The following is a 22,293-nucleotide window of genomic DNA, read 5'->3' on the forward strand; positions in this document are numbered from 1 at the left end:
TCCCTGTCAGCGATTCACCGCCCCACCCACGCGAGTCACCGCCGCATTCTGGCGATTTTCCCACAGCACCGTCAGCCCGCGCTGCAGCGCGATGAAGATAAACAGCAGGATGCCGATGGCAATCTTCGTCCACCATGAACTGAGCGTACCGTCAAAGTTGATGTAGGTCTGAATAAGCCCCTGAATCGCCACGCCGAACAGCGTCCCCAGCACCGTTCCGACGCCGCCGCTCAGCAGCGTGCCGCCTATCACCACCGAGGCGATAGCGTCCAGCTCCACGCCGACGCCCGCCAGCGCGTAGCCCGCCTGGGTGTAGATAGAGAAGACGATTCCGGCAAGCGTCGCCAGGCCGGTCGACAGCATATAGATGCGAATAGTGGTGCTACGCGTGGAAATGCCCATCAAATTGGCCGACGTGGCGTTGCCGCCGATAGCATAAACCTGATTGCCAAAGCGGGTACGGTGGGCGAGGAAAATGCCCAGGACCACCACCAGCAGCATCAGCAGCCCCATCGCGCTCAGGCGGCCGCCGCCGGGGATGGTCCACGCCAGCCCGGACAGAGTGTCATACAGCGGGTGGTTAATGGGAATCGACTCTTCCGAGACCAGATAGCTCACGCCGCGCAGGAAAAACATACCGGCGAGGGTGATGATAAATGCCGGGATCTTCAGCGCATCGATCAGCAATCCCATAAACGCGCCAAAGGCGCAGCCCATGGCCAGTACCAGCGGAAAGGCCAGCAGCGGCGAGATCCCCCAAAAGCCGATCGCTTTGGCGAGAAACACGCCGGTGAAGGCAATCACCGACCCGACCGACAGATCGATACCGCCGCTGAGGATCACGAAGGTCATGCCGACGGCGATAATGCCAAGGAAAGCGTTATCGGTAAGGATATTGCAAATCACCCGCGTCGAAGCAAACCCCGGAAACTGGGTCAGGCAGTAGAGATAGCCCAGCACGAATACCGCGAGGGTAATCATCAAAGGTAAATTACGTTTTATCACGGCCGCGTCCCCCTTTCAGTAGACCGATAAAGCGCGGCGACTGAACGATCAGTACGCACAGCACCACCACCGCTTTCACCACCTGGTTGAGCTCCGGCGGGAAACCGGAGAGTAAAATCCCGGTGTTCATCCCCTGGATAATCAACGCCCCCACCACCGACAGCAGCAGATTGAAGCGCCCGCCCATTAGCGAACCGCCGCCGATCACCACCGCCAGGATGGCGTCCAGCTCCAGCCACAATCCGGCGTTGTTGGCGTCGGCGCCGCGGATATCCGCCGCCACGATAATGCCGGCAATCGCCGCGCAAATGCCGCTCAGCACATAGGCCAGCATCACCACGATGCGGGTGTTCACCCCGGCATTTTTCGCCGCGCGGATATTGATCCCCACCGCTTCAATAAACATGCCGAGCGCGGTCCGGCGGGTAAACAGCCAGAACAGCAGCAGCGTTGCGACGGCGATAATCACCGGCGTCGGCAGTAGCAACAGGGAGCCGCTGCCGAGCCAGGAAAGCGCCGGCGAATCAAAGGTGACTATCTGCCCGGAGGTAATCAGCTGCGCGACGCCGCGCCCGGCGACCATCAGGATAAGCGTGGCCACGAAGGGCTGGATCTTCAGCACCGCTACCAGAATGCCGTTCCACAGGCCGGCCAGCGCGCCTGCGCCTAACGCGGCGAGCAGCACCACCGGCAGGCTGTGGCCGGCGACGGTCATCGAGGCGGCGGTCGCCCCGGCGATGGCCATCACCGCGCCGACCGACAGATCGATGCCGCCGGTGGCGATGACCAGCGTCATACCAATCGCCAGCAGTGCCACCGGCGCCGCGCGGTTGAGAATGTCAATCGGGCTGCCGAACAGCCGCCCATCCTGCAGCAGAATCTGGAAGAAATGCGGCGCCACCAGGCTATCCACCGCCAGTACCAGCAATAGCGCGATAATTTGCGGCATTCCTTTCGGCCAGCTAAAGCGCCGTTTTGGCTGTCCGCTTTGTGAAACAGTTCTGGGCATCATGCTGGGCTCCTTATGCCGCAATCGCGTTCATGATCGCCGGGACCGATAGCTCGGCGAGCGGGATTTCCGCTACCTGCTGGCGATCGCGCATGATAATCACCCGGTCGGCGTAGCCCACCAGTTCTTCAAGCTCCGAGGAGATAACCAGTAGCGCCAGGCCATCGGCGCAGAGGGTTTCTATCAGGCGAATAATCTCGGCGTGGGCGCCGACGTCGATACCGCGCGTCGGCTCATCGAGGATCAAGAACTGGGGTTTGGTCAGCAGCCAGCGCGACAGCAATACCTTCTGCTGGTTGCCGCCGGAGAGAAATTCGATTGGCTGTTCAGCGCTGGGCGTCCTGATACCTAACTGGCGAATAAAGCGTTCGGCAATCTCATGCTGTTCACGGCGCGGGATCGGCCGCAGCCAGCCGCGCTGCGCCTGTAGCGCCAGCACGATATTTTCCCGCACCGAAGCAGCGGCGATGATGCCGTCGGTTTTGCGGTCTTCCGGGCAGAAGCCAATGCCGAGGCAGGAGGCCTGATGCGGCGAGCGCAGCGTTTGCGGCTTGCCCTTGATCCACGCTTTACCGCTGTCGGCGGGCTTGATGCCGAAGATGACCTCCGCCGTTTCAGTGCGACCGGATCCCAACAGCCCGGCCAGGCCGACGATCTCGCCCGGCCGCACCTGCAGAGTAAACGGCGCAATCGTGCCCTTCTTGCCAAAATCTTCAAACGCCGCCACCGGCTTATCGCTGAGCAGCGTGCGCCCGGCGCGCTGCAGCGCCTGATGGTCCAGCTCGCGCCCCAGCATCATTTTGACCAGTTCGATTTGCGGCAGCTCGCGGGTCTCCCGACAGCCGACGAAGCTGCCGTTGCGCAGCACGGTAATACGGTCGCTGACGGCATAGACCTGGTCGAGAAAATGGGTCACGAAAATCAGGCTAACGCCGTTATCGCGCAGCTGGCGCATCAGGGTGAACAGCATTTCCACTTCCTGAGTGTCGAGGCTGGCGGTCGGTTCATCGAGGATTAGTACTTTCGCCGACAGGTCGATGGCCCGGCAGATAGCGACGATTTGCTGCATCGCCACCGAAAAACGGTTTAGCGGTTCGCGCACGTCGAGCGAGAAGCCGTAAGAGGCCATCAGCGCGGTGGCGCGCTTTTCCATCTCTTTGCGCCGCAGCAGGCCAAAACGCTTCGGCTCGCGACCAATAAACAAATTATCCGCCACCGACATATTCGGCAGCAGGTTAACTTCCTGGTAAACGGTACCGATACCCAACTGCTGAGCGTGGGCGGTGTTTTTCGGCGAAATTTGCTGGCCTTCCAGCCAAATCGCTCCGCGTTCGGCATGGTACACGCCGGTGAGCGCTTTAATCAGCGTCGATTTTCCGGCGCCGTTTTCGCCCAGCAGGGCCATGATTTCGCCACGCCGCAGGCTGAAATTGACATTATCCAGCGCCTTCACGCCGGGGAAGAATTTGCTGAGTCCTTCGGTACGAAGGATCTCCTGGTGTTGGTCGCTGGTCATGGTTCCCCCTGCATCACGCCGGATGGCGCTGCGCTTATCCGGCCTACAAAAGAGCGAAATGTAGGCCGGGCAAGCGTAGCGCCCCCGGCATTTTCATGAAGGCTTAGTAACCCATATTTTTCTTCTTCTCTAACTCTTCTTTTGCCGTATCCGGCAGGTAGAGGGTCGATTTGGTAATGGTCAGCTTCTCAGGCAGGGTGCCGTCTTTTTTGTATTTTTCCAGCGCATCAAACGCCGGACCGGCCATATTCGGCGTCAGCTCGACGCTGGCATTCGCCTCGCCGGCGATCATGGCTTTATAGATATCCGGCACGCCGTCGATAGAGCCGGTGAGGATATCTTTGCCCGGCTTCAGCCCGGCCTCTTTAATGGCCTGGATCGCGCCAATGACCATGTCATCGTTATGGGCGTAGACCATGCAGATGTTCTTGCCGTTATTCTCCGCTTTGATAAAGCTCTCCATCACCTCTTTCCCCTTACTGCGGGTGAAGTCGCCGGACTGCGAGCGGATAATCTTGATGTTGGGGGCTTTGGCAATCGCCTCAGCGAAGCCTTTCTTACGATCGATAGCGACGCTGGCGCCCACGGTGCCCTGGAGCTCCACGACGTTACACGGCTTACCATCGACGGTTTTCACCAACCAGTCGCCAATCAGTTGGCCTTCCAGCACGTTGTTGGCGGTGACCGTGGTCATATACAGCGACTTATCTTTAACGTCGATCGAACGGTCGAGGAGGAACACCGGGATATTGGCCTCTTTCGCTTCTTTCAGTACCGGCTCCCAACCGGTCGCCACCACCGGCGCGATAAAGATCGCGTCCACGCCCTGGGCAATGAACGAGCGCACGGCTTTAATCTGGTTTTCCTGTTTTTGCTGACCGTCGGCAATCTTCAGAGTGATGCCACGCTTCGCCGCTTCTTCCTTAGCAACATTCGTTTCGGCCGCGCGCCAGCCCGACTCAGAGCCGACCTGCGAAAATCCTACGGTCAGGTTGGCGGCTATCGCCATAGACGACATAGCTGCCGAAACCGCAGTGACAAGAAGTAAGCGCTTCCACATAAGATGATCCTCGTAGGGTTATTGTTGGTTAAATGCTCACCTGCGAACAAACTATAGACAATCCGTTATGTAACTGAATGCGTTACATCACACTTCGAAAAAGTAAATAAAATGTTAATTACTGCGATTTATTTGAGCTGAGCGGCGATAAGGCTTCCCGCCCAACGGCATGGCCTGCGCCAATGGCGAAAATTTGTCTTCTGGATAACCGCCGTTCGCGATAATGAAAGCGTTTACACAATTTTATTCAGAATGTAGCTATCTTTATGGATTTTAGGGTTATCTGATGAGGAGAAATTCAGACGCTTCCCCCTGCATCAGGGCAAAAAGAAGCGAAGACATTCGATGTGAGTTGGCTATAATACCGGGCACTTGTTTGCCAAACATTTTTAAAGGAAACAGACATGAGCTTACTCAACGTACCTGCGGGCAAAGAGCTGCCGGAAGACATCTACGTCGTTATCGAAATCCCAGCTAACGCAGACCCAATCAAATACGAAGTTGACAAAGAGAGCGGCGCGCTGTTTGTTGACCGTTTCATGTCCACTGCGATGTTCTATCCGTGCAACTACGGCTACATCAACCACACTCTGTCTCTGGACGGCGACCCGGTTGACGTGCTGGTCCCGACCCCGTACCCGCTGCAGCCAGGCTCAGTTATCCGCTGCCGTCCGGTTGGCGTACTGAAAATGACCGACGAATCCGGTGAAGATGCCAAGCTGGTTGCGGTACCGCACACCAAGCTGAGCAAAGAATACGATCACATCAAAGATGTGAACGACCTGCCGGAACTGCTGAAAGCCCAGATCACTCACTTCTTCGAGCACTACAAAGATCTGGAAAAAGGCAAGTGGGTTAAAGTCGACGGTTGGGACAACGCTGAAGCGGCGAAAGCTGAAATCGTTGCTTCCTTCGAGCGCGCTAAACAGAAGTAATTCTGTCTCAGGCAGGGTCATCCCCTGCCTGACTGCGGCACGGATTGCCGCAATATCACCATGGAGGGTACCCCGTGAAAAGCACTCGCTATTTCACCCTGAACTATTCCGGTTTCACCACAGCAGCCTCTGAAGGGCAAACCTATTTGCGCCTCATTGCTGGCGAGCATGTCTTTTATACCAATAAACGCCATTTTAGCGATCCCACGCTTTTTGACCGCCTGCAGCTTAACCACCCCCTGCACATCGGCGCCCGCCGCTTGCGTAACGGTTGCTACTGGATCCACTGGTTGAGCGACGGCGCAACGCTACTTGAACCTGACCAATTAGCAAAGCCATGGGCCCGGCCGCTGCTGTTGGTTAGCCTACTGGTCCTCATCGCAACGCTCATCCCCGTCTTTTACATCGATTCAGAATGGGGAAAGATGGGCTTCGGCATTATCGCGGTACTGGCGTTAATCGCGCTGCTGTCTGGCCTCTGCGAGCTACTGTTTCGCCCGGCGTTAAAACGCCTCCCCGATATGCGCGATCTGCTGGCGAAGATGAATTTGGCGCGCCGCGGCGACTTCTCATTTTGTCAGGCGATACAGGCAACGCCGCCGGTCGATCGTCAGGCGGCGCTGGCTTTTACCGAAACGCTTCCGCAACGCTATGCCGTCAGGACGGGAAAAATTAGCAATATCATTTTTAAGAAGTGGTTCACGGGAACCCCAACGCGGGAATACCACGGTGTTGGGATGCAATGCGATGCTGCGCCGCTGGCTTTCTTCTGGCAGATCGGTTTCGCCAATTTCGGCCTGCATCCCCTTTTTTACCGCCGTCAACCGCCCTTTCTCGCTATCGGCGATCGGATAGTCGCCGTCTACCAACGGGAAAATAACGACATCCAGGCGTTATACAACGTCAGCGACGGGGGCGCTTTTCTGAAAAATCATTCCTGTTATCCCGGCGACCGGCAAATGTCGCTACTCTATAACCTGTCCTATGGCATCGCGCTGGTGCTGTACTTACTCGTACTTGGCATGGAGTTAAATAACCCCTACAAGTCAGGCAGGGATTTTTGGTGGTTGCTTCGCGATTCACTGGACATGTTGTCTCTCTTACTACTTTGCTTCAGCGGAACGCTGGTAATCCTGGAGCTTATCGGCCCAGTTGCCCGCTGTTTGTCACAAAGCGTACGTGACTGGCTGGCGCTGCGAACGGCGGTAAGAGGTTACCTCAGGCGAGTCGCCGCCAACACCACATTACAGGAGATAACATAATGTTCAGCACCCTAACACGGCGGTTGTTGTTTCTCGCGCTCACCACGCTGGCGGCCCTCCTGTTGCTTGGCAAGAGTCATTTTCATTTGTGGTAATGGTATAGCGATTAAACGAGGAATATACGCTGACAGCTGATGGCCACAAGGTAAAAAAACAACGCCACCCGAAGGTGGCGTTGCCGTTTTCAATTACTGGTCTCTGTCCAACCAGTTTCCGCTCTCAATCTGCGCAAACCCCTCGACGGAGCGCTGGTAGACATACATCCACGCGCTGCCGTAAGGCGTTTGGATCAGATGGCGCGCGTATTCACCGCCCTTGGTGCGCAGCGCATCCAGCTCGGCCAGCGTTGATGCGTCGATACGATACACTTCACCATGTACTGTGCCCTCGCCCGGCACCGCGCCTGGATAGTGGCCCAGGCTGTACAGCTGATAATCGTCGACACTATGAGCGCCCAGCAACTGGGCGTTGGTCATCCAGTGGCTGTTGCCTTGTTTGCGTCGTAAACTGCCGTAAACAAATATTCGCATTGCTAAAACTCAAACTGATAGAGCAAATCGAGAGCCTGGTCTACGCCAGACACCGCTTCCATATATAGCTTAGGCATCAGGCGATAACGCAGGGTAAGCGTCGCCAAAGAGTCGAAGATGCCGACGCCGTATTTTACCTGAAGACCCGGCAGCACATAGCCGCTGACCACCACCTGGGAGGAGTCGCCTACCCCCTGGGTATCCAGCGCCAAATTGCTTACGCCAAACGTCTCGCCGATTTTACCCACAACCTGACCACTTTGTGCAACCCCCATTCCAATAAGCATTGAGGTCATCGCCGCACTATCGCTCTGTTCGCTGCCTAAACCCTGGCCGCGCAGCAGATATGAAAGCGCTTCCTGCTGGGACATTGCCGGGTCGGAGAAGATCTCAGCCTTCGGCTGATCGGCAGAACCGGTGACGCGAACGCCGGCGATCACGTCGTCTTCGGTGGCTTCCGGGTTACGAATCGCTTCGATATTAAGCAGCGGCTGATCCGGCGGCCCGGAGAACAGCAGCTCGCCTTTACGCACGATCAGGTCCTGACCGTAAGCGTGGAAACGGCCTTCCGGAATATTAATCTGGCCGTTGAGCCCCAGCCCCTGCTTATCCTGCGCCACTTTCAGATCGCCGGTCAGACGCGCTTTCAGGCCGAAAGCGTCCAGACGCACGTTGTTGCCGACGTGAATCGTCAGGTTGCTGTTGATCGGAATACCGGCGCTCTGCGGCTTAATCGGTTTCAGATCTTTATCCAGCATCACCTCATCGGAAGAGACGCCCACCGCGCTCTCCGGCACCTCGTTCACGACGATGCGCGCCCACGGTACGTCGACGCGGCCATCGAGGTTAAACAGGCTTGGCGTCGCGGTAAACACCACATCCGGAGAAACATCCAGGCGGACCATCGGCGGCACGGTAATGCGCACCCGGCTACCCTTCGCCGCAATCTGCGCGCGCCAGTTGTCGATTTGCGTCCAGTCGGCGTTGCCGCTCAGCGCAATCTGCCCCTGTTTGGTATTCACCGTCCCCTGCAGGGTCGAACGCGTTCCGTTGAAGTTCATCGCCAGCTGGCTCGGCTGCATATCAAACGGCATAAAGTTGCCGTCGATATCAACGCCGCTCAACTGCATCTGACCAAACAGTTGCGGGCTCTGTAAGTTGCCGCCCAGACGCAGACGGGCATTAAGCTTGCCTTCTGCTTTCTCGCCGCGAGCGAAGATCGGGTTAATCATCGCCAGCGAGAAGTTGCTAATGTTGACGTTGCCGCCCAGGTTACGCCGCCCCTGCGGGTCGGTCACTTCCACCTGGCCATCAAGCTGGCCGTTGTTGGTCAGGCGTATCAGCCAGCCCAACTGCGCCCGGTTGTTATGCAGGTCGGCGCTGAGGTTAAGCGTATCGAAAGCCACCGGCAGCGGTGCGTCGTTGACCGTCTGGGTGACTTTGACGTTGCGCCCGCTGAGGGTGACTTTGCCCTGCGGCAGCCCCTCTTTGGTGGTGTCCCAGCTCACATCGGCGTTACCGCTAAACACGCCGCTTGCCTGGGTCGCCTCCGGCATAAACGGCTTCAGCATCGCCAGATCGAAACGGTTGAGATTGACCACCGCGCGCCCGCTGGCGCCGGCATCGATGGTCTGCGGTACGCACAACTCGGCATTCGGGTTGCTCCAGCAGTGCGGCCCGATGCTGATTTTCTGTTCTTGATTACGGTAATCCAGCGCAATGTTGCGCGTCAGCGTTACCGGCCCGACCGGCGTCTGGAAACGGGTATTGCTCAGGGTGCCCTTCCAGCGCTCCTCTTTACGATCGAAGCTGCCCGCCAGCGTCAACTGGCCCGACACCGGCTCACCCTGTACGCGCAGCTGTAAATCATGCTGCTTCTCGGTACCTTTGGCATTCAGCTGCACCAGGCTGATGTTGACGCCCGGCTGGCTGATGCGATCGACGCGTACATCAAGATTACCGCCAATCTGATCGCTGGACTTCACGTCGCCTTTGACGTTGACCTGGGCTACCGTCAGTTCCTGCCAGCGTAAGGCGCGAGCGGTGATATCCGCCAGCAGCTGCGGCGCGTCGATGGTGCCGCGCACCTTCAGCAGACCTTTCGCCGTGCCGCCAAGCCCCGGCAGCGCGTTGTCGAGATGCGGCGCGTCGATGGTGGCGTCAAGGTTGAGGTCTTTCACTCCCAGCTCGCCTTTTACGTCGGCGCTGTTTGGGCCAAGCGCCAGATGCAGTCCCGGCACTTTCCACTGCATATAGCTGTTACCCTGCAGCGAACCGTGGACATCCACTTTATTCTGTTTCACGTTGCCGGTAATTTTCAGCTCGGGAACCGCCATCTGCCAGCTGCTGCCATACAGGCTACCCTGGGTTTTGATAATCCCGTTCAGCTTCGACGGCCAGTCCGGCACCTCTTTGGCGGTATTAATGCCATCGAGCGTCAATTCACCGCGCCAGCTGATCGCCTGCTGCCAGTCGAGCAACGCTTTCAGTTCGGTTTTCCCCTCCAGCGCCGCCACGGTCAGCTTATCGATATTTACCTGCTGTTCGTTGCCTTTAGCATTAAGGGTAATTTTAGCCGGCGGCAGCGACTGCCCTTTGACCGCGGTACTGAACGCCATGGTGTAGTCGGTCATTTTGCCGCTGAATTTCAGCTGCAGATCATCCGCCTGGAACTGTTTCTCGCCGGTAAACGGCCAGTACAGCTGTTTACTTTTCACTTCCATATTCAGCGGCAGACCGGCTTCCGCCAGCTGCGCTTCGGCGCGCAGGGTCATGGCCACCGAGCCGGCTAAATCCACGCCGACCTGCAGTTTTTTACGCAGCTCGCCGCCTACTTTCAGCTTCACCTTCTCGCCTTTCAGCGGGTCGATGTTCAGCGTGCTGTCGAGGGTGATATCAACCGGCCAGTTATCCTGCAGTTGCGCGGTGCCGGAAGCGGTAACCTTGCCCTGGTCGGAATCGACGTCCAGCGCATCGAGCTTCATCTGCCCGTCGATGCTGCTGACCTTCAGCAGCAGGCTGTAGACGGTCATATCGGTGTCGCCAGTCAGGCGCAGCTGTTCGCCGCGGAACTCCTGAATATTAAGATTCAGCGGCAGATGCACATCGACCATTTCCGGCAGCACCGGCTGCGAGAACAGATCTTTCATCGTCTCGCCGAGCGGTTTCTCTTCCGGTTTCGGATGGTCAATTTTCGGCTCCACCACCTGCTCCTGCGCCACTTTCGCCACCTTCGGCAGGGCGATGAGCAAGCCCTGGAGCGAAGTCGGCGTCAGGGTCAGGTTTTTCTCCTGCCAGTTCAGGCCGGTGGAGAAATCGCGCAGCGAAACGGCGGTGTCGTCGATTTTGACATTGACGTTATGCAGCGCCACGCGGCTGAGGGTAATAGGATATGGCGTCGACAGGTTCAGCGGGCCGGAATCTTCTTCCTCTACCGGCGTCGAAGGCGGCATCTTTTTGGTATCGATAGCGACGTAGATATCGCGCAGCGAGATATCATTAACGCACAGGCTGCTATCCCACAGACAGCGCAACTTGACGCCGAGATGGAACTGGCCGGCCGTCACCGCCACGCCCGGCTGTTCGAAGCGTACGTTCTGTAAGGTCAGGTCGCGCCAGCCGCCGGTGACCTTGCCAATCTCCAGTCCCGGCACCCAGCGGTCCGCCGCTTTCAGTACCAGATGCAAACCGGTAGTGGTGCCGACTAAAAAGCCGACCGCGCCAATCAGCAGCACTAAAAAGAGTAATACGCCGAGGCTTATCTTCTTCCATAAACTCATAATTCAGGCCCCAGACCGATGTAAAACTGTAAACCGTGTTCTTCTTTGTCGCCGATGGGTCGGGCGATATCCAGCTTGATCGGCCCAACCGGCGACTGCCAGCGCACGCCGACGCCCGCGCCGGTTTTAAAATCGCTTTTACGGATATCGCTCACCGCTTCGCCGCTGTCGATAAACGCCGCGCCCCACCATTTCCCGGTGACGTTGTATTGATACTCCAGCGAACCTGTCGCCAGCTTTGACGCACCGATCAGCTTGCCGTCGTCATCTTTCGGCGAGATCGACTTGTATTTATAACCACGAATGCTGCGGTCGCCACCGGCGAAGAAACGCAGATCCGGCGGGACTTTGCTGAAGTCATCGGCTTCAATCCAGCCGAGGTTGCCGCGCACCACGAAGCGGTGGCGGTCATAGAGGGTGCGGATCCACACGTCCTGCGCCTGCATGACGATAAAGTTAATGTCCGAGCCCCACATGGTGTTGGAGTAGTCCACCGAATAGCGCTGGGAATCGCCCCAGGTCGGCATCAGGCCGCCGCGGGAGCGGGTGCGGTTCACCGAGACGCCGGGATAAAGCAGCATGGTGGTATTGGTGACGTTGGCCTGGGTAAAGTGGTCCAGACTCCAGCGCAGGTTAATCGCGCGCTGCCAGCCGCTCGACATCTCCCAATAGCGCGACAGCGCCAGGGTGGTGGAGTCGGCCTTGGTATCGTTAAGGTCGGTACGCTTAAAACCGCCCTGCATCAGGTAATACTGCTCAAGCGGGCTTTTTAACAGCGGGACTTTATAGCTGAAATCAAGCTGCTGTTCCGGCGCGGAGAGGCTGACGCTGGAGGTCAGGCTGTGGCCGTAGGAGTTCATCCACGGCTTTTTCCACGTCGCTTTCACGCGCGGTCCGACGTCTGTCGAATAACCGATCCCGGTTTCCACGGTGTTCTCTTTGCGTGGCGAAACGACGCCCTGCAGAGGCAGCACCTTGGTTTTACGTGATTTATCAAACTGCGGCGCGACGACCACCGAGTTAAACCAGCCGGTCGCCGCCAGGCGGCGGTTCAGCTCCGCCAAATCCTGTGAGGTGTAATAATCACCCTGTTTAAAGGGCACCAGGTTTTGCAGGTACTCTTCGCGGATCTGCGAACCGGTAAAACTTACCGGGCCAAAGCGGTAACGCTCGCCGCTGTTGTAATCGATGTCCCAGAAAGCCTGATGGCGATCGAGCGATACGCCAAGCTGGCTTTTATTGAACTCGCTATCGAAATAGCCTTTGCGCAGCGCCACCTTGGTGAGCGAGCTCTTGAAGCCGTCATAGTCGCTGTGATTGAGCACCGTGCCAATTGCCGGACGCGTTTTCAGCAGATCCAGGTAATCGTGGTCGGTGCGCGCGCCGCCGCGCAGGATCACCTCGGTACCGCCAATGCGCACCGGCTCGCCGGGAGTTACTTTGGCAATCAGTACCTGGCGCCCTTTCTTGGGCGGCGGACGTAGATCGAAATCGATGGTGGGTTCATAGTAACCCAGCGCTTTCAGCCCCTCGCGGATGGCGTCATCGACGCGCGCGCGAAAACGACGGTCCGGCGTGACTTCATCGCTCTGGATCGTGGATAGTTGGGCGCGGACGTTTTTTTCCAGTTCCCCGGATAACCCCTCAACCTGCAAACGCACATTCGCTGCGCTGGCGACCCCGCTGACCAGCAAAAGGCTGGTAACGCATATCTGGCGGATTTGTTGCACGTGTTCTCCTGAATATCCTTGTTTCCCCCCGAAGGAAACGCAAGTGCCGCTCCACGGCTTAACAAAACCCTAACAACTAAGGGTTGAAAAAGTGACGGTAACCCAAATAATTCTTATGTTTAAATTTAGACGTATTGAGCGTGTTTATTGTCTAAAAAGATACGCGACGTTACAACCTTAACCACAAATTGCGAGGCCAACCGTGAGTCTATTTGATAAAACGCATCTTGTCGCCCAGGCGGATGCGCTGCCGGGGCGCAACACGCCGATGCCGGTAGCAACGCTCCACGCCGTTAACGGCCACTCAATGACCAACGTTCCTGAAGGAATGGAGGTAGCGCTGTTCGCGATGGGCTGCTTCTGGGGCGTCGAGCGTCTGTTCTGGCAATTGCCGGGGGTCTACAGCACCGCGGCGGGCTATACCGGCGGTTACACGCCAAACCCGACCTATCGTGAAGTGTGCAGCGGCGAGACCGGGCACGCGGAAGCGGTGCGCGTGGTATATGACCCGCAGGTCATCAGCTATGAGCAGCTGCTGCAGGTTTTCTGGGAGAATCACGATCCGGCGCAAGGGATGCAGCAGGGTAACGACCACGGCACGCAGTACCGTTCGGCTATCTACCCGCTGACGCCGGAGCAGCTTGAAGCGGCGCAGGCCAGCCTGGAGCGCTTCCAGAAGGCGATGCACGAGGCCAACGATACCCGCGAGATCACCACCGAGATCGCCACGGCAAAACCGTTCTACTACGCCGAGGACGATCATCAGCAGTACCTGCACAAAAACCCGTACGGCTACTGCGGTATCGGCGGGATTGGCGTTTGCCTCCCCCCGCAGGCGTAATCCTGAAGAATAAGGCCGCTGGCGAGAATAATTATCGCTCTGGTGGCTTTACAGACATTTACGCTATACTACGCTGTGTCATAGCCGGTCCAGCGCCTTCGGACCGGTTTTTTATGTATTCCACATTAAAAGAGTTATCCACTTCCCTTCCGAGGATCTGGCCTCAACGGTCAGAAAAGATATGTTAAACAGTATTTTAGTAATACTTTTCCTTATTGCCGTCAGTGCGTTTTTTTCGATCTCTGAAATCTCACTGGCCGCATCGCGTAAAATCAAACTCAAATTGCTGGCTGATGAAGGCAATGTGAACGCGCAGCGCGTTCTCAAAATGCAGGAAAACCCCGGCACCTTCTTCACCGTCGTGCAGATCGGCCTCAACGCCGTGGCCATTCTGGGTGGTATCGTCGGCGACGCCGCCTTTTCCCCTGCTTTCCACAGCGTGCTGAGCCGCTACATGTCGCCGGAGCTTTCCGAGCAGCTGAGCTTTATTTTCTCCTTCACCCTGGTCACCAGCTTGTTCATCCTGTTTGCTGACCTGACGCCGAAACGCATCGGTATGATTGCGCCAGAAGCCGTGGCTTTGCGCATCATCAACCCGATGCGCTTCTGTTTACTGGTCTTCCGCCCGCTGGTGTGGCTGTTTAACGGCATGGCGAACAACATCTTCCGTCTGTTTAAAATCCCGATGGTGCGTAAAGACGACATCACCTCCGATGATATCTACGCGGTGGTGGAGGCCGGAGCGCTGGCCGGGGTGCTGCGTAAACAAGAACACGAATTAATTGAAAACGTCTTTGAGCTGGAATCCCGTACCGTTCCCTCTTCAATGACGCCGCGCGAAAACGTGATCTGGTTCGATCTGCACGAAGACGAGCAGAGCCTGAAGAATAAAGTGGCGGAGCATCCGCACTCCAAGTTCCTGGTGTGTAACGAAGATATCGATCACATCATCGGCTACGTCGATTCCAAAGACCTGCTGAACCGCGTGCTGGCAAACCAGAGCCTGGTGTTAACCGGCGGCGTGCAGATCCGCAATACGCTGATCGTGCCGGATACCCTGACGCTCTCTGAAGCGCTGGAAAGCTTTAAAACCGCCGGCGAAGACTTCGCGGTGATCATGAACGAATACGCGCTGGTGGTAGGGATCATCACCCTCAACGACGTCATGACCACCCTGATGGGCGACCTGGTCGGCCAGGGGCTGGAAGAACAAATTGTCGCCCGCGATGAGAACTCATGGCTGATTGACGGCGGTACGCCAATCGATGACGTAATGCGCGTGCTCGATATCGATGAGTTCCCGCAGTCCGATAATTACGAGACTATCGGCGGCTTTATGATGTTTATGCTGCGCAAGATCCCGAAACGCACCGATGCGGTGAAGTTCTCCGGCTACAAGTTTGAAGTGGTGGATATCGATAACTACCGTATCGACCAGCTGCTGGTCACCCGTATCGATAACAAACCAACGGTGCTGGTACCGAAACTGCCTGATGTCGAAGACGCGGCGAAAAAAGAGAAAGGTGCGGCGTAAGCGGCCCTGAAAACATCAACGGCTCCCATCGGGAGCCGTTTTTTTTCGTGCCGTCATACCACGTTATGCGGTCTCTGTTTGCAGACGCATAACCTGACGATTGACCTCGGACATCACTGAGAAGTGCAGCTTGTCCTTAACCTTCGGGATAAGGATTTTGCCCTTATCAAATTCAAAAGCGCCAACGTCCTTGATGTACAACCGTCCACGAAACAGGATCTTCACGTACTTCGCCACTTGCAGCGGATTGTAGCGTTGGAAAATTTTCATTGTTGTCTCCTGCCAGGGTTACGCTCCTGCGGTGCCACAGTTAGCCCGCGTATCGGGAGCGCAAATTTTAATGCCCTAAAACTATAGTCCAGATTTCCGAAGTCACCCAGTCTGTAGAAGTTTTTTTACCCTTTGATGACAATAATTCAGAATTTTCGTTTCAGGCATACGTAGTTGTTAGTATAAGTTTCCGTTTTTTATTGAATGTGTGCGTTGGCACGCAAACTGGCATCACGCTTGCGGGTAATGGCGACAATTCGCACTTATCATTAAACAAGACCAAGTGGTCGGATCACCTGCATATAAAAAAGGATATCTCATGACTCTACGTAAGTTGCTGGCGGTTTCCGCCCTCCTGTTGCCGTTAATGGCTTCGGCACATAATTTTGTCGACGGTCAACGCGTCGCGCCGGTAGGCATCGCCGACCGCGGAGAACTGGTACTGAGTAACGATAAGTTTAGCTACAAAAACTGGAATAGCTCGCAGTTGGCGGGAAAAGTGCGCGTCATCCAGCATATTGCCGGGCGCACCTCGGCAAAAGAGAAAAATGCCAATCTGATTGAGGCGATTAAGGCGGCTGGCCTGCCGCACGACCGCTACCAGACCACCACCATCGTCAATACCGATGACGCGATCCCCGGTTCCGGAATGTTCGTGCGCAGCAGCATTGAGAGCAATAAACAGCTCTATCCGTGGTCGCAGTTTATCGTCGACAGCAACGGTCTCGCACGCAAAGCCTGGCAGCTCGATGAAGGCAGTTCGGCGATTGTGGTGTTAGACAAAGACGGACGTGTTCAGTGGGCAAAAGACGGCGCGCTGACCCAGCAAGAGGTACAGCAGGTCGTCGACCTGCTGCATAAGCTGCTTAATAAATAGAGACGCGGAAGCCGGGGTTGAGGAAGGATTCACGCGGCGTATAGTCGAGGGTTTTACCCTGCCAGTCGTGAACGTGCGCCCCGGCGGCTACCGCGACCGCATGACCGGCGGCGGTATCCCAGGTGCTGGTCGGCCCGAAGCGCGGATAGAGCTGCGCCTGACCTTCCGCCACCAGGCAGAACTTCAGCGACGAACCGATTGAGGTGGTCTGGTGCTCGCCCAGTTGCTCCAGATACTCCTGCAGTTCCGGGTCATTACCGTGGGAGCGGCTAATCACCACCAGCGGCGGGCGAGCATCGCGAACCTGAATCTGCTTGCGCACGCCGCACTCTTCTTTCCACGCCTTGCCATTTTGCGCGCTGTACATCACTTTCATCACCGGCGCGTACACCACGCCCAGCGTTGGTTTGCCGTTTTCAATCAGCGCGATATTGACGGTGAATTCGCCGTTGCGCTTGATAAATTCTTTGGTGCCGTCCAGCGGATCCACCAGCCAGTAGCGCTGCCAGTGCTGCCGCACTTCCCACGCCGGCGGATCCTCTTCCGACAGGATGGGGATTGCTGCATCCAGCGCCTGCAGGCCGCTGACAATGACTTTATGCGCGGCGATATCCGCCGCGGTAACGGGAGAATCATCCTTTTTGCTGCTCACATCCATCGGCTGGTTCCCATCGTAGACATCCATGATGGCATCGCCCGCGGTCCGTGCAAGCTGACATACTTGTTCTAACATTCTCCACCTCTTCTGGTTACAGTGGCGTTAACTCGTTGTTTTATTTATATCGCATCATCACCAGTTCCGCTATCTGTGATAACACTAGCGGTTTCCATTCACGCTTTTCTGGCAGAATTCACAATTCTGTAAGCAACAGAATGTAAATACATTTTCTTTTGTGCCATTGCTCATAAAAAAGGACGCCTCTGATGATTAAGTTTAGCGCAACGCTGCTGGCCACGCTGGTGGCGGCCAGCGTCAACGCGGCGACGGTCGACCTGCGGATCATGGAAACCACCGATCTGCACAGCAATATGATGGATTTCGATTACTACAAAGATGCCGCGACGGAAAAATTCGGCCTGGTCAGAACCGCCAGCCTGATTGAAAAAGCCCGCGCGGAAGCGAAAAACAGCGTGCTGGTGGATAACGGCGATGTTATTCAGGGTAGCCCACTGGGCGACTATATGGCGGCAAAAGGACTCAAAGAGGGGGATGTGCACCCGGTTTATAAGGCGATGAACACCCTGAATTACGCCGTCGGCAACCTGGGCAACCATGAATTCAACTACGGTCTCGACTTCCTGCACAAGGCGCTGGCCGGAGCGAAATTCCCCTACGTTAACGCCAACATTATCGATCTCAAAACCGGCAAACCGATGTTTACGCCCTACCTGATTCAGGATACCCAGGTTCAGGATAGCGATGGTCAATCCCATACCCTGCGCATCGGCTATATCGGTTTTGTGCCGCCGCAGATCATGACCTGGGATAAAGCCAACCTCAACGGCAAGGTGAAGGTCAACGACATCACTGAAACCGCGCGTAAGTACGTGCCGGAGATGCGCGCGAAAGGCGCTGATGTGGTGGTCGTGGTCGCGCATTCCGGCCTCTCCGCCGACCCCTATCAGGCAATGGCGGAAAACTCGGTCTACTACTTAAGCCAGGTGCCGGGCGTTGACGCCATTATGTTCGGCCACGCCCACGCGGTGTTCCCCGGTAAAGACTTCGCTACCATTAAAGGCGCGGATATCGCCAAAGGTACGCTAAACGGTATTCCGGCGGTGATGCCGGGAATGTGGGGCGATCATCTCGGGGTGGTCGATTTGGTGCTGAATAACGACAGCGGCAAATGGCAAGTAACGCAGGCCAAAGCCGAAGCGCGGCCTATTTATGACCCGGTGGCGAAAAAGTCGCTGGCGGCGGAAGATAGTAAAATGGTGGCGGTGCTGAAAGCCGATCACGACGCCACTCGCGAATTCGTCAGCAAGCCTATCGGCAAGTCCGCCGACAACATGTACAGCTACCTGGCGCTGGTGCAGGACGACCCAACGGTGCAGGTGGTCAACATGGCGCAAAAGGCCTATGTCGAACACTACATCCAGGGCGATCCGGATCTGGCGAAGTTGCCGGTGCTTTCCGCCGCCGCGCCGTTTAAAGTCGGCGGACGTAAAAACGATCCGGCAAGCTTTGTCGAAGTGGAAAAAGGCCAGCTCACCTTCCGTAACGCCGCCGACCTCTATCTCTACCCGAACACGCTGGTGGTGATGAAGGTAAGCGGTAAAGAGGTCAAGGAGTGGCTCGAATGCTCCGCCGGGCAGTTTAATCAGATTGACACCGCCAGCAGCAAACCACAGTCGCTGATTAACTGGGACGGGTTCCGCACCTATAACTTCGACGTGATTGACGGCGTAAACTATCAGATCGACGTGAGTCAACCGGCGCGCTACGACGGCGAGTGCCAGATGATTCACCCGCAGTCAGAGCGCATCAAAGACCTGACCTTTAACGGTAAGCCTATCGATCCGCAGGCCACCTTCCTGGTCGCCACCAATAACTATCGCGCCTACGGCGGCAAATTCGCCGGTACCGGCGACAGCCATATCGCTTTTGCCTCCCCGGACGAAAACCGTTCGGTGCTGGCGGCGTGGATTGGCGCGCAGTCGAAGAAAGATGGCGCGATCCATCCGGCGGCGGATAACAACTGGCGTCTGGCGCCGATCCACAGCAAAACGCCGTTGGATATTCGCTTTGAGACCTCGCCAGGCGACAAAGCCGCGGCGTTTATCAAAGAGAAAGCGCAGTATCCGATGCGGCAGGTGGCGACCGATGATATCGGCTTCGCTATTTATCAGCTGGATTTGAGTCAGTAATACCTGCTCCCCGGTGGCGCTGCGCTTACCGGGGCTACAAAGCGGAGCTGGCTGGTAGCCCGGATAAGGCGTAAGCCGCTATCCGGGTATAGCTACCCGGTGGCGCTGCGCTTACCGGGGCTACAAAGCGAAGCTGGCCGGTAGCCCGGATAAGGCGCCAGCCGCTATCCGGGTACAGCTCCCCGGTGGCGCTGCGCTTACCGGGGCTACAAAGCGGAGCTGGCTGGTAGCCCGGATAAGGCGCCAGCCGCTATCCGGTACAGCCCGTACGGCCTGCCGTTAATTTATTCACCATGCTGGCTGAAACTGCCGGTGTTGGTGGCCTCAAAATCGCTGAGACGTTCCCGGAAGGCCGGGGCAGCCCGCATGGATGCGGGCTGAGGGCCGTGATTTGCAGGGACGCTGCCTCGGCCCGACCCGGAGCCTGCCGGGATAAGTCGAAGGCACCACGAAGTGGCGATTTTGGCGGCCAGAGCCCGGGAGTACAGAGGGCGGCGGCGACTGGCCGCCCTCTGTGCGCTCCCCGCGCCATGAGAAACATAACGCAGGAGACAGTTCGGGAGCGCAATGTGCTCTGAATGAATACAAAACAACGGTTTTTCCCGGACCAAAACAGTTGCAAACCGATAACACCTGGTACCCCGGTGGCGCTGTGCTTACCAGGGCTACAAAGCGGAGCTGACTGGTAGCCCGGATAAGGCGCCAGCCGCTATCCGGGTACAGCTCCCCGGTGACGCTGCGCTTACCGGGGCTACAAAGCGAAGCTGGCTGGTAGCCCGGGATACATTTTCACTCCCCGTGGTTAGCCAGCACCGCGGGGAGATTCAGCTCGATCCAGTCCGCCAGCGCGGCCACCTTCTCGCTCACCTGCAGGCCGAGCGGCGTCAGACTATATTCAACATGCGGCGGCACCACCGGATACGAAACGCGGTCGATAAAGCCATCCTGTTCCAGCGCCTGTAAGGACTGAGCCAGCATCTTTTCACTGACGCCGCCCATTTTGCGCCGCAGATCGCTAAAGCGGTGGGTCCCCTCGCGTAGCGCCACCAGAATCAACACGCCCCAGCGGCTGGTCACGTGTTTTAGCACATCACGCGACGGGCACTGTTCAGCAAACAGATTCCCGTTGCGCAGTTTGTCGCTCAGCGTCGGTTCGGCCATTTTATACTTACCTTTTTGTGCGTACTTACTAAAAGTTAGTTAAGGTGTTAGCTTACCACAACTGCCAATGAACACGAAGGAGAAGACCTATGATCGCGATTACCGGCGCTACCGGCCAGCTTGGCCAGCACGTACTGCATGATCTGTTAAAAACCGTCCCCGCCAGCCAGATTGTGGCGATTGTCCGCAACCCGGCAAAGGCGCAAGCGCTCAGCCAGCAGGGCGTCGTCGTGCGCCAGGCCGAGTACGGCGATGAAGCCGCGCTTACCGCCGCGCTGCAAGGGGTTGATAAACTGTTATTAATCTCTTCAAGCGAAGTCGGCCAGCGCGCCGTTCAGCACCGTAACGTCATTAACGCCGCTAAAGCCGCTGGGGTGAAATTTATCGCCTATACCAGCCTGCTGCATGCCGATACCTCACCGCTGGGCCTGGCCGGTGAACATATCGAAACCGAACAAATGCTGGCCGATTCCGGTATTCCTTACGCGCTGCTGCGCAACGGCTGGTATACCGAAAACTATTTGGCCAGCGCGCCGCCAGCGCTGGAACACGGCGTGTTTATTGGCGCCGCCGGCGAGGGTAAAATCGCTTCCGCCACCCGTGCCGATTATGCCGCCGCCGCCGCCCACGTTATCGCCGGTGAGGGCCATGCCGGGAAAGTTTACGAACTGGCGGGAGATAACGCCTGGACCCTGAGCGAACTGGCTGCCGAGCTGAGCAAGCAAAGCGGGAAAAATGTGGTTTATCAAAACCTCAGCGAAGCCGATTTCGCCGCCGCGCTGAAAAACGTCGGCCTACCGGCCGGGCTTGCCGATATGCTGGCGGATTCCGATACCGGCGCGTCGAAAGGCGGACTGTTTGACGACAGCCGCACCCTGAGCAAACTGATTGGCCGCCCGACCACGTCGCTTGCCGATAGCGTGAAAGGCATCATCTAATCGCTCCCTGTCAGTTTTTGCGGTTGCTTCCCGGCGCTTCATCTCTAATATTGAAGGGATGAATCGTCGGGAGACACGGCATGCAGGGCGTACCACCACAATTTAGCGATGAAAAAGACCACGCGCGCTTTCGCCATCTCGACCAACTCCCCGGCGTTGAGCTCTATCACGCCCATATTTCTCGTTATGCCTTTGAACCGCATACCCACGAAGCCTTCGGCATCGGCGTGATTGAGCAAGGCGCCGAACGCTTTCGCTATCGCGGTAGTCAGCACGTCGCCTCAGCCAATTCCATCGTCACCATGAATCCGGATGAGCTCCATACCGGCGAGGCGGAAACCGCCGAAGGCTGGCGCTACCGGATGATTTATCTGGAGCCGGATCGGCTGGAGGCCTTCACCGGCGTTCGCCACTGGTGGTTCAGCGAGGTCGTGCGCCAGGAGCCGCAGCGCGCCCGGCAAATCGGCCAACTGATTTACGGCCTGTGGCACGCAGACGATCCGCTGGCGCAGCAGGGGATACTGCTCGACCTGGTTGATACCTTCCGCCCGCTGGCTCACCATTCGCCAATGGCGCCGGAAGCGGCGCATCGCTTCGATCGGGTACGCGACTACCTGCACGATAACTATATGCGCGCCGTCAGCCTTGATGAACTGGCGCAGGTCGCGGCGCTCAGCCCCTATCACTTCCAGCGCCAGTTTAAAGCCCACTTTCACGTTACCCCGCACCAGATGCTGATGGCGATTCGCCTGTGGCGCGCCAAGGCGTTTTTGACCCACGGCATGCCCGCCGCCGAAGTGGCCATCGCCGCCGGGTTAACCGACCAATCGCACTTAACCCGCGCCTTCACCCGCCGCTACGGCATTACGCCGGTGCGTTATCAAAAGCAGGTCGCCGGGCGCTAAAGCGCAATCTCATACAATATTCTTTCCCCCACGCCCTTCTACACTTGGCGCAAGCAAACTGAAGATGGATGTC

Annotated in this window: 18 protein-coding genes; 8 read left to right on the forward strand and 10 right to left on the reverse strand. The window is 57.2% G+C overall.

Translation table 11 applies throughout. The annotated features are described in order from the left end of the window. Nucleotides 1-6: 6 nt before the first annotated feature. From yjfF to ytfQ, 4 genes are all read right to left on the reverse strand, one after another. Nucleotides 7-1,005, reverse strand: a complete 999-nt coding sequence (gene yjfF / locus ABLV78_RS22775) for a galactofuranose ABC transporter, permease protein YjfF (RefSeq protein ID WP_015368584.1) — start codon at nucleotides 1,003-1,005, stop codon at nucleotides 7-9. Continuing rightward, on the reverse strand, nucleotides 992-2,017 hold the full coding sequence (ytfT, locus tag ABLV78_RS22780) for a galactofuranose ABC transporter, ATP-binding protein YtfT (RefSeq protein WP_047046244.1): 1,026 nt from the start codon (nucleotides 2,015-2,017) through the stop codon (nucleotides 992-994). Before ytfT ends, yjfF begins: the two co-directional genes overlap by 14 nt. 10 nt (nucleotides 2,018-2,027) lie before the next feature. Next, nucleotides 2,028-3,530, reverse strand: a complete 1,503-nt coding sequence (ytfR, locus tag ABLV78_RS22785) for a galactofuranose ABC transporter, ATP-binding protein YtfR (RefSeq protein ID WP_045394681.1) — start codon at nucleotides 3,528-3,530, stop codon at nucleotides 2,028-2,030. A 103-nt stretch (nucleotides 3,531-3,633) separates the two neighbouring features. Further along, nucleotides 3,634-4,590: a galactofuranose ABC transporter, galactofuranose-binding protein YtfQ gene (gene ytfQ, locus ABLV78_RS22790; protein WP_047046248.1), complete on the reverse strand. Its 957-nt coding sequence runs from the start codon at nucleotides 4,588-4,590 to the stop codon at nucleotides 3,634-3,636. A 404-nt stretch (nucleotides 4,591-4,994) separates the two neighbouring features. Here ytfQ and ppa point away from each other — a divergent pair, with 404 nt between their 5' ends. Together ppa and ABLV78_RS22800 are read left to right on the forward strand one after the other, a co-directional pair. Then, a complete protein-coding gene (ppa, locus tag ABLV78_RS22795; RefSeq protein ID WP_015368588.1) occupies nucleotides 4,995-5,525 on the forward strand; it encodes an inorganic diphosphatase in 531 nt (176 codons plus the stop codon). 74 nt (nucleotides 5,526-5,599) lie between these two features. Beyond that, nucleotides 5,600-6,787 (forward strand): hypothetical protein, encoded by a 1,188-nt coding sequence (locus ABLV78_RS22800; protein ID WP_047046251.1) that lies wholly within the window; start codon nucleotides 5,600-5,602, stop codon nucleotides 6,785-6,787. Between the two features lie 188 nt (nucleotides 6,788-6,975). Here ABLV78_RS22800 and ABLV78_RS22805 read toward each other — a convergent pair whose 3' ends face one another. Genes ABLV78_RS22805 through tamA form a run of 3 tightly spaced genes read right to left on the reverse strand, consistent with a single transcriptional unit; the run spans nucleotide 6,976 to nucleotide 12,826 of the window. Next, nucleotides 6,976-7,317, reverse strand: a complete 342-nt coding sequence (locus ABLV78_RS22805) for a gamma-glutamylcyclotransferase family protein (protein ID WP_015704194.1) — start codon at nucleotides 7,315-7,317, stop codon at nucleotides 6,976-6,978. Between the two features lie 2 nt (nucleotides 7,318-7,319). After that, a complete protein-coding gene (gene tamB, locus ABLV78_RS22810) occupies nucleotides 7,320-11,096 on the reverse strand; it encodes an autotransporter assembly complex protein TamB (protein WP_047046254.1) in 3,777 nt (1,258 codons plus the stop codon). Beyond that, the gene (gene tamA / locus ABLV78_RS22815; protein ID WP_045396922.1) at nucleotides 11,093-12,826 is read right to left on the reverse strand and encodes an autotransporter assembly complex protein TamA; all 1,734 of its coding nucleotides are present in this window, start codon (nucleotides 12,824-12,826) and stop codon (nucleotides 11,093-11,095) included. The genes tamB and tamA overlap by 4 nt, the downstream gene beginning before the upstream one ends. Before the next feature lie 202 nt (nucleotides 12,827-13,028). Between tamA and msrA the strand changes: the two genes are divergently transcribed. Together msrA and paeA are read left to right on the forward strand one after the other, a co-directional pair. Continuing rightward, a complete protein-coding gene (msrA, locus tag ABLV78_RS22820) occupies nucleotides 13,029-13,667 on the forward strand; it encodes a peptide-methionine (S)-S-oxide reductase MsrA (protein WP_047046256.1) in 639 nt (212 codons plus the stop codon). 181 nt (nucleotides 13,668-13,848) lie between these two features. Beyond that, complete coding sequence (gene paeA, locus ABLV78_RS22825) at nucleotides 13,849-15,201, forward strand: polyamine export protein PaeA (protein WP_045411099.1); 1,353 nt, start codon at nucleotides 13,849-13,851, stop codon at nucleotides 15,199-15,201. A 63-nt stretch (nucleotides 15,202-15,264) separates the two neighbouring features. On the opposite strand, the gene ABLV78_RS22830 is transcribed toward paeA, so the two are convergent. Beyond that, entirely contained in the window at nucleotides 15,265-15,471 is a 207-nt protein-coding gene (locus ABLV78_RS22830) for a stringent response modulator YtfK (protein ID WP_015368594.1), read from the reverse strand. Between the two features lie 319 nt (nucleotides 15,472-15,790). On the opposite strand from ABLV78_RS22830, the gene ABLV78_RS22835 reads away from it, so the two are divergent. Further along, a complete protein-coding gene (locus tag ABLV78_RS22835; protein WP_045396912.1) occupies nucleotides 15,791-16,348 on the forward strand; it encodes a YtfJ family protein in 558 nt (185 codons plus the stop codon). Here ABLV78_RS22835 and cysQ read toward each other — a convergent pair. Beyond that, the gene (gene cysQ, locus ABLV78_RS22840; protein WP_015704189.1) at nucleotides 16,338-17,081 is read right to left on the reverse strand and encodes a 3'(2'),5'-bisphosphate nucleotidase CysQ; all 744 of its coding nucleotides are present in this window, start codon (nucleotides 17,079-17,081) and stop codon (nucleotides 16,338-16,340) included. The two genes, ABLV78_RS22835 and cysQ, sit on opposite strands and share 11 nt — an antisense overlap. Nucleotides 17,082-17,272: 191 nt before the next feature. Here cysQ and ABLV78_RS22845 point away from each other — a divergent pair, with 191 nt between their 5' ends. Beyond that, the gene (locus ABLV78_RS22845) at nucleotides 17,273-19,216 is read left to right on the forward strand and encodes a bifunctional 2',3'-cyclic-nucleotide 2'-phosphodiesterase/3'-nucleotidase (RefSeq protein ID WP_032709692.1); all 1,944 of its coding nucleotides are present in this window, start codon (nucleotides 17,273-17,275) and stop codon (nucleotides 19,214-19,216) included. Between the two features lie 789 nt (nucleotides 19,217-20,005). On the opposite strand, the gene ABLV78_RS22850 is transcribed toward ABLV78_RS22845, so the two are convergent. Then, a complete protein-coding gene (locus tag ABLV78_RS22850; RefSeq protein WP_015704186.1) occupies nucleotides 20,006-20,377 on the reverse strand; it encodes a winged helix-turn-helix transcriptional regulator in 372 nt (123 codons plus the stop codon). 89 nt (nucleotides 20,378-20,466) lie between these two features. On the opposite strand from ABLV78_RS22850, the gene ABLV78_RS22855 reads away from it, so the two are divergent. Together ABLV78_RS22855 and ABLV78_RS22860 are read left to right on the forward strand one after the other, a co-directional pair. Then, on the forward strand, nucleotides 20,467-21,315 hold the full coding sequence (locus ABLV78_RS22855) for an SDR family oxidoreductase (protein ID WP_032709690.1): 849 nt from the start codon (nucleotides 20,467-20,469) through the stop codon (nucleotides 21,313-21,315). Between the two features lie 80 nt (nucleotides 21,316-21,395). After that, nucleotides 21,396-22,220 (forward strand): AraC family transcriptional regulator, encoded by an 825-nt coding sequence (locus ABLV78_RS22860; RefSeq protein ID WP_047046264.1) that lies wholly within the window; start codon nucleotides 21,396-21,398, stop codon nucleotides 22,218-22,220. Nucleotides 22,221-22,293 lie beyond the last annotated feature (73 nt).

The sequence above is a fragment of the Klebsiella sp. CN_Kp075 genome, assembly GCF_040065055.2.
In the GTDB taxonomy this organism is placed as follows: Bacteria; Pseudomonadota; Gammaproteobacteria; order Enterobacterales; family Enterobacteriaceae; genus Klebsiella; species Klebsiella aerogenes.